This window comes from Oscillochloris sp. ZM17-4 (genome assembly GCF_019599295.1).
Classification (GTDB): Bacteria; Chloroflexota; Chloroflexia; order Chloroflexales; family Chloroflexaceae; genus Oscillochloris.
Map to the genome: position 1 here is coordinate 1 of NZ_JAIEWN010000057.1, position 7,086 is coordinate 7,086.

Sequence of the window (7,086 nt, forward strand, 5' to 3'; positions counted from 1 at the left end):
GTCAGACAAAGAGGTCGCGATGCCAAACTACGGGTTCCTGATCGACCACCGCAAGTGCATCGGCTGCCACGCATGTAGCACCGCGTGCAAGTCGGAGAACGAGGTGCCACTGGGCGTCTACCGCACCTGGGTGAAGTACGTGGAGACGGGCACCTTCCCCGACACGCGCCGGCACTTCCAGGTGAACCGCTGCAACCACTGCGCGAACCCGCCCTGCGTGCGGATCTGCCCGGTCACGGCGATGTACCAGCGCGCCGACGGCATCGTCGAGTTCGACCCGAGCGTCTGCATCGGATGTAAGGCCTGCCTCCAGGCCTGCCCCTACGACGCGATCCACATCGACCCGGAGACCCACAGCGCGGCCAAGTGCCACTTCTGCGCGCACCGCGTCGAGGTCGGGCTGAAGCCGGCCTGCGAGGTGGTCTGCCCCGAGCAGGCCATCCTCTCGGGCGACCTGGACGACCCGGCGAGCGCGATCAGCCGGATGGTGGCCCGCGAGTCGGTGACGGTGCGCAAGCCGGAGCAGGGCACCGCGCCGAAGCTCTTCTACATCGACGCCGACCAGTCCACCCTCACGCCGACGGCATCGCGCACGGGGAGCACGCTGATGTGGGCGGACGTTGTTGGGGATGCGGGGGGTGGGGGGCGGGAGTCGGGGGTGGGGAGTTGGGGGTTGGGGGTTGGGGGTGGAACACCGCGCAACGGCGTCATCCCCTTAACACCCGTAGGGACGCAGCGTGCTGCGTCCACCGGCGCGCCGCGCGCCGCCTCGGGCGCGCCCATCCGCACGCCGCAGGCCCAGGGGATGGGCGTGGGGGCGAGCGCGATCATGACCGGCGGGCGGGTGGCCGGCCACATGGTGCAGACGGGCTACACCGCGCAGCACAAGGTGCCCTGGCACTGGCAGGTGCCGGCCTACCTGGTGACGAAGGGCGTCGGCAGCGGGGCCTTCCTGGCCCTGGCCCTGGCCGCCGGCCTGGGTCTGGCCGCCGTCACCCCGGCCTTCGCCGCGATCACGCTCTTCATCTCCCTGCTCTTCATCGGCATCACCACGGCGCTTCTGGTGGCAGACCTGGAGAAGCCGATGATGTTCCTGACGATCCTGACCCGCCCGCAGTGGCGCAGCTGGCTGACCCGCGGGGCCTTCGCCCTGATCGCCTTCAGCGCCTGGGCCGGGCTCTGGTTCCTGGCCGAGGCCGGCGCGGCGCTGGGCATCCTTCCCGAGGGCGCGGCCGCCGCCCTGCGCCCGATCTTCGCCTGGCTCGGCGCGCCCCTGGCCGTGCTGGCCGCGACCTACACCGCCTTCCTGTTCGCCCAGGCCGAGGGCCGCGACCTCTGGCAGAGCCCGCTGCTGCCCGCCCACCTGCTGACCCAGGCGCTGATGGCGGGCTCTGGCGCGCTGCTGCTCGTCGGGCTGCTTGTGGCACTGCCGGCGGGCATGGCCGGGCTGCTCGGCTGGCTCTTCGCGGCCAGCCTGTCCGCCGACCTGTTCATGACCCTGGCGGGCGAGTTCGGCATGCCCCACGCCAGCGAGGTGGCCGCCCGCGCCGCCCACGCGATCAGCCACGGCGCGTACCGCGCCCACTTCTGGCAGGGCAGCATCCTGGCCGGCCACATCGCGCCCCTGGCGCTGTTCGCCCTCGCCATCGCCCTCCCCGTCGCCGCCGCGCCTATACTCGCCCTCGCCGGCCTCGCCGCGATCGCCGGGCTCTACGCCTTCGAGTACGCCTTCGTGATGGCGCCGCAGGAGGTGCCGAACAGTTAGGGGCGGGCCATCGCCCCGCCCCGGATCCCGGGATTCCCGCCCCGGCGGGCCATCGCCCCGCCCCGGATCCCGGGATTCCCGCCCCGGATCCCGGGATTCCCGTAGGGCCGAAGCATTCGCACCGGATGGATCACCAGGTGGGAATAAAACAGGGGCGAATGCTTCGGCCCTACATCCCCCGGCGGCCCGGCCCACAAACTGGCGCATGACGATCACGCAAAGGAGCGCCTAATGACCGCATCAATATTGGCAAATGTGCTCGGCGCCCTGGCCTCCCGCCAGGAGGCCGGCGTATCCCAACCCCTATCCGACTACCCCCCCACGGACCGCTGGGACTCCTGGACGGAGTACGACCCCAAGTCCTGGCCCAAGAAGGTCGAGCGAAACTACACCCTGGTGCCCACGGTCTGCTTCAACTGCGAGAGCGCCTGCGGGCTGCTCGGCTATGTGGACCGCGACACGATGAAGATCCAGAAGTTCGAGGGCAACCCGGCCCACCCCGGCAGCCGCGGCCGCAACTGCGCCAAGGGCCCCGCCACGCTCAACCAGGTCTACGACCCCGACCGCATCCTCTACCCGCTCAAGCGGGCGGGCGGGCGCGGCGAGGGCAAGTGGCGGCGGGTGACGTGGGACGAGGCGCTGGACGATATCGCCGGCCGTCTGCGCAAGGCGATCGTCGAGCAGCGCCAGCGCGAGATTATGTACCACGTCGGCCGCCCCGGCCACGACGGGGTGATGGAGTGGATCTTGCCGGCCTGGGGCGTGGACGCCCACAACTCGCACACCAATGTCTGCTCCTCGGGCGCGCGCTGCGGCCAGTCGATGTGGATGGGCCTCGACCGGCCCTCTCCCGACCACGCCAAGGCCCGCGTGATCTTCCTGATCAGCTCGCACCTGGAGACCGGCCACTACTTCAACCCGCACGCCCAGCGGATTATGGAGGGCAAGATGGCCGGGGCCAAGCTGATCGTGCTGGACACCCGGCTCTCCAACACGGCCTCCATGGCCGACGAGTGGCTCTCGCCCTGGCCGGGCAGCGAGTCGGCCATCCTGCTCGCCATCGCCAGCTACCTGCTGCGCACCGGCCGCTACGACCGCGACTTTGTGCGGCGCTGGGTGAACTGGGAGGAGTACCTGCGCGCCGAGCACCCCGACGAGCCGGTCAGCTTCGAGCACTTCGAGATGAAGCTGCACGCGCTCTACGCTGCGTACACCTTCGCCTTCGCCGCCCAGGAGAGCGGGGCCAGCGCCGAGCAGATCGAGCGCATCGCCGAGATCGTCTCGCGCTGTGATGGCAGGCTGGCCGCCCACACATGGCGCAGCGCCACCAGCTCGAACCTCGGCGGCTGGATGATCGCCCGCTGCCTCTGGTTCCTCAACGTGCTCACCGGCTCGATCGGCGTCGAGGGCGGCACCTCGGCCAATGTCTGGGACAAGTGGGTGCCGCGCCACCCCAACATGGCCCCCCACGCCAAGGTCTGGAACGAGCTGAGCTGGCCCCAGGAGTACCCGCTCAACTTCTATGAGATGAGCATCCTGCTGCCGCACTTCCTCAAGGAGGGCCGTGGCAAGATAGACACCTACTTCACCCGTGTCTACAACCCGCTCTGGACGAACCCCGACGGCATGAGCTGGCTGGAGGTGCTGACCGACGAGTCGAAGATGGGCCTGCACGTCCACCTCTCGCCCACCTGGAGCGAGACCGGCTGGTTCGCCGACTATATCCTGCCAATGGGCCTGGGAGCCGAGCGCCACGACCTGATGAGCATGGAGACCCACGCCGGCTGCTGGATCGCCTTCCGCCAGCCAGTGCTGCGCGAGGCCATGCGCCGCCTGGGCAAGCCGGTGACGGACACCCGCGACGCCAACCCCGGCGAGGTCTGGGAGGAGGTCGAGTTCTGGATCGAGCTGAGCTGGCGGATCGACCCCGACGGCGCGCTCGGCATCCGCAAGACCTTCGAGAGCCCCTATGCGCCCGGCCGGAAGATTACGGTGGACGAGCTCTACGGCTGGATGTTCGAGAACCATGTGCCCGGCCTGCCCGAGGCCGCCGCCCGCGAGGGCATGACTCCCCTGGAGTATATGCGCCGCTTCGGTGCCTACGAGCTGCGCTCCGGCACCGCCGACACCTTCGAGAAGCAGCTCACCGCCAGCGACCTGGCCGACACCACGGTGGACCCGGCCAGCGGGATTGTCTACACAAAGACGCCCGCCACGCCATCCTCAAACATCACGCCCATGCCCTTCTTCCAGCCCGACCCCGAGCGCGGCAGGCCGATCGGCATCCAGCTAGAGGACGGCAGCCAGGTCGCCGGCTTCCCCACGCCCTCGCGGCGCCTGGAGTTCTACTCAACCACCCTGCGCGACTGGGGCTGGCCCGAGTACGCCATCCCCGGCCACATCCACAGCCACGTCCACCCCAGCAAGGTGGATCGCGACAAGGGTGAGGCGGTGCTGCTCTCGACCTTCCGCCTGCCCACGCTCATCCACACCCGCAGCGGCAACGCCAAGTGGCTCTACGAGATCTCTCACAAAAACCCGGTCTGGATCCACACCAGCGATGCCCAGAGGCTTGGGCTGAGCACCGGCGACCTGATCAAGGTCGTCACCGAGATCGGCTACTTCGTCGACCGGGTCTGGGTGACGGAGGGCATCCGCCCCGGCGTGATCGCCTGCTCGCACCACCTGGGCCGCTGGCGGCTCCAGGAGGACGGCGGCGGGCGCCTCTCGACGGCCCTGGTCGAGCTGAAGCAGCCCGGCGCCGGCCAGTGGAAGATGCGCACCCTGGAGGGCATCAAGCCCTTCAAGAGCGACGACCCCGACACCGAGCGGATCTGGTGGGAGGACGCCGGCGTCCACCAGAACCTCACCTTCCCCGTCCACCCGGACCCGATCTCGGGGATGCACTGCTGGCACCAGAAGGTGCGCCTGGAGCCGGCCGGGCCGGGCGACCAGTACGGCGACATCTTCGTGGACACCCGGCGGTCGACCGAGGTCTACCGCGAGTGGCTGGCGATGACCCGCCCGGCCGGGCAGGTCTCGCCGAACGGGATGCGCCGGCCGCACTGGATGCTGCGGCCCTTCCGCCCGGCGCTGGAGACGTACCGCCTGCCGGCGGAAGAGAAATCCTAAAAAAGGTTTCTATTGCCACAGGGTGATGACGCAGTCATCACCCTGTGGCAATAGAAAAAGTGTCTTCATGATCACTGAGAGTGTAAAGAGCATTCGGGCGAGGCAATCGCTGTATCACCTGTTGTCCCGCCTCTACCTGGCCCCGCCCGACGCGGCGCTGATCGCCGAGCTGCGCGAGCTTCCCGGCTTTGCCGAGCACATCGCCCCTCAACCCCCAACCCCCAACCCCCAACCCCTAGCAATAGAGTACGAGCGGATCTTCGGGCGCAACGTCTACCCCTACGAGTCACTCTATGTGGACCGCGAGCTGATGCTGAATACCGATGCCGCCGACCGTGTCGTGGAGCTGTGCGCCGCCAGCGGCTACGGGATCCCGGCGCGGACGGCCGGCGCGCCGGATCACCTGGGCATCGAGCTTGGCCTGATGGCCCACCTGCTCGATCTGGAGGCCGCCGCCCTGGAGGCTGGCGATATCCTGGAGGCCGGTCGAGCGCACGAGCTACAGGTCAGCTGCCTACGCACGCACCTGTCCGCATGGGTGCCAGTCTGCACCCGCACGCTGCGGAGCTAGGGGCGAGGTTATCTCTCTCGTGGCTCGACATAGTGAACATGATAACGATGACGAGGTCGGCCTCAACCGGGTGGTGCGCCAGCTGATCACGCCTGACATCGTCGGGGTCTTCCTCAGCCGCGCCGACATCATGGCGGTCGGGCGCGGGCTGGGGCTGCCCACGCCGATCGGCGAGCGCTTCCAGATGCTGCGCGGCCTCTTCGAGACGGCGGGGCAGTTCGAGGCGGTGCCGGCCCTGCTGGCCGCCCTCGACGAGCTGCTGGCCGGCGAGCAGGCCGCGATCCAGGATCTCGCGGGGCGGCACCCGGCGTGGGAGGGTAGCTCCCGCCGCTGGCTGGATCGGCTGGCCGCCGGCCGCGCGCTCCTAGCTGAGATGCGGATGCAGGCGGATGATCTATAATGTAAGGGCGCAGCAGCAGCCAATGCACTGTCGGTAAGAGTCAGGCCGAGCTGCTGCGCCCTTACTCCCATGACCACATCCGGCACCATCCTGATCGTCGACGACGAGGCCAGCATCCGCAACGTGGCGCGGGCCTACCTTGAGCACGAGGGCTACAGCGTGCTCTGCGCGGAGACCGGGCCGGAGGGGCTGGCCATGGCCCGGCAGCGCCAGCCCGACCTGGTGATCCTCGACCTGATGCTGCCCGGCATGGACGGCATGGAGGTGACGGCCCGCCTGCGCGAGGACTCCGACGTCTACATCCTCATGCTCACCGCGCGCAGCGACGAGGCCGACCGGGTGGCCGGGCTGCGCGTGGGCGCCGACGACTACCTGACCAAGCCCTTCAGCCCGCGCGAGCTCTCGGCCCGCGTCGCGGCCATCCTGCGCCGGCGGCGCGGGGCGGCCCCGAAGAGCAGCCTGCTGCGCTTCGCCCACGTCGAGATCGACCCGGCCGGCCGCGAGGCCCGCGCCGGCGGCCAGCCCCTCGACCTTACGCCCACCGAGTTCGACCTGCTGCTGGCCCTGGCCCGCCACCCCGAGCGCGCGCTCAGCCGCGAGGACCTGATCGAGATGGTCTGGGGCGCCGACTTTTTCGGCACCGACCGGGTGGTGGACGTGTACGTCGGCCAGGTGCGCCGCAAGATCGAGGCGATCACCGGCGAGACGGTGATCCGCACGGCGCGCGGGGTCGGCTACCGCTTTATCGACGCGCCCGCGACGGCGAGCTGAGGGCTGTCGCCCTCAAACCCATGGTATATGGGGGGTGGGCGGCTAGCCGCCCACCCCCCATATACCAAATTGCAGGGGCGCTACCACCGCGCTACCCCAACAGATCATCTAGGAGCAGGTAGCGATCGCGGTGCCGCTCCGGCTCGGCGCGCGGGTGCTGGTCGATCACCATCATCTGGGAGCCTTCGTCGCCGCTGAGGGCCGGCCAGGCCGGCACGCCGGGGCCGTTGGGGTCGCCCGTGCGCACAAAGTTGACGTAGCAGGCCTGCAGCAGCTCTGAGACAGCCTCGTCCTCAGCGGCCCACGCATAGACGGCGTTGGTGCCCAGGTTGGCCATGGCGTACTCGATATCCGCCGAGTGAACGGCGCCGCGGGCGGGCGGCTGTCGCAGCGCCTCCGCCTCCGGCCCTCTCACGATGCCCCCGGCCAGCCCGGCCACCGCATCGC

At 69.5% G+C, this 7,086-nt stretch carries 6 protein-coding genes; 5 read left to right on the forward strand and 1 reads right to left on the reverse strand.

What is annotated here, in order from left to right:
• Nucleotides 1-19 precede the first annotated feature (19 nt).
• The 5 genes from K2Z83_RS24875 (at nucleotide 20) to K2Z83_RS24895 (ending at nucleotide 6,639) form a co-directional block, all read left to right on the forward strand.
• Nucleotides 20-1,765 (forward strand): 4Fe-4S dicluster domain-containing protein, encoded by a 1,746-nt coding sequence (locus K2Z83_RS24875; RefSeq protein WP_220597907.1) that lies wholly within the window; start codon nucleotides 20-22, stop codon nucleotides 1,763-1,765.
• 231 nt (nucleotides 1,766-1,996) lie between these two features.
• Entirely contained in the window at nucleotides 1,997-4,897 is a 2,901-nt protein-coding gene (locus K2Z83_RS24880; RefSeq protein WP_220597874.1) for a molybdopterin-dependent oxidoreductase, read from the forward strand.
• Nucleotides 4,898-5,018: 121 nt separating this feature from the next.
• A complete protein-coding gene (locus K2Z83_RS24885) occupies nucleotides 5,019-5,468 on the forward strand; it encodes a molecular chaperone (protein WP_220597875.1) in 450 nt (149 codons plus the stop codon).
• 19 nt (nucleotides 5,469-5,487) lie between these two features.
• A complete protein-coding gene (locus tag K2Z83_RS24890; protein WP_220597876.1) occupies nucleotides 5,488-5,868 on the forward strand; it encodes a hypothetical protein in 381 nt (126 codons plus the stop codon).
• 69 nt (nucleotides 5,869-5,937) lie between these two features.
• On the forward strand, nucleotides 5,938-6,639 hold the full coding sequence (locus K2Z83_RS24895; protein WP_220597877.1) for a response regulator transcription factor: 702 nt from the start codon (nucleotides 5,938-5,940) through the stop codon (nucleotides 6,637-6,639).
• A gap of 91 nt (nucleotides 6,640-6,730) precedes the next feature.
• On the opposite strand, the gene K2Z83_RS24900 is transcribed toward K2Z83_RS24895, so the two are convergent.
• On the reverse strand, nucleotides 6,731-7,086 hold a 356-nt coding region (locus K2Z83_RS24900), incomplete at its 5' end, for a carboxylesterase family protein (RefSeq protein ID WP_220597878.1).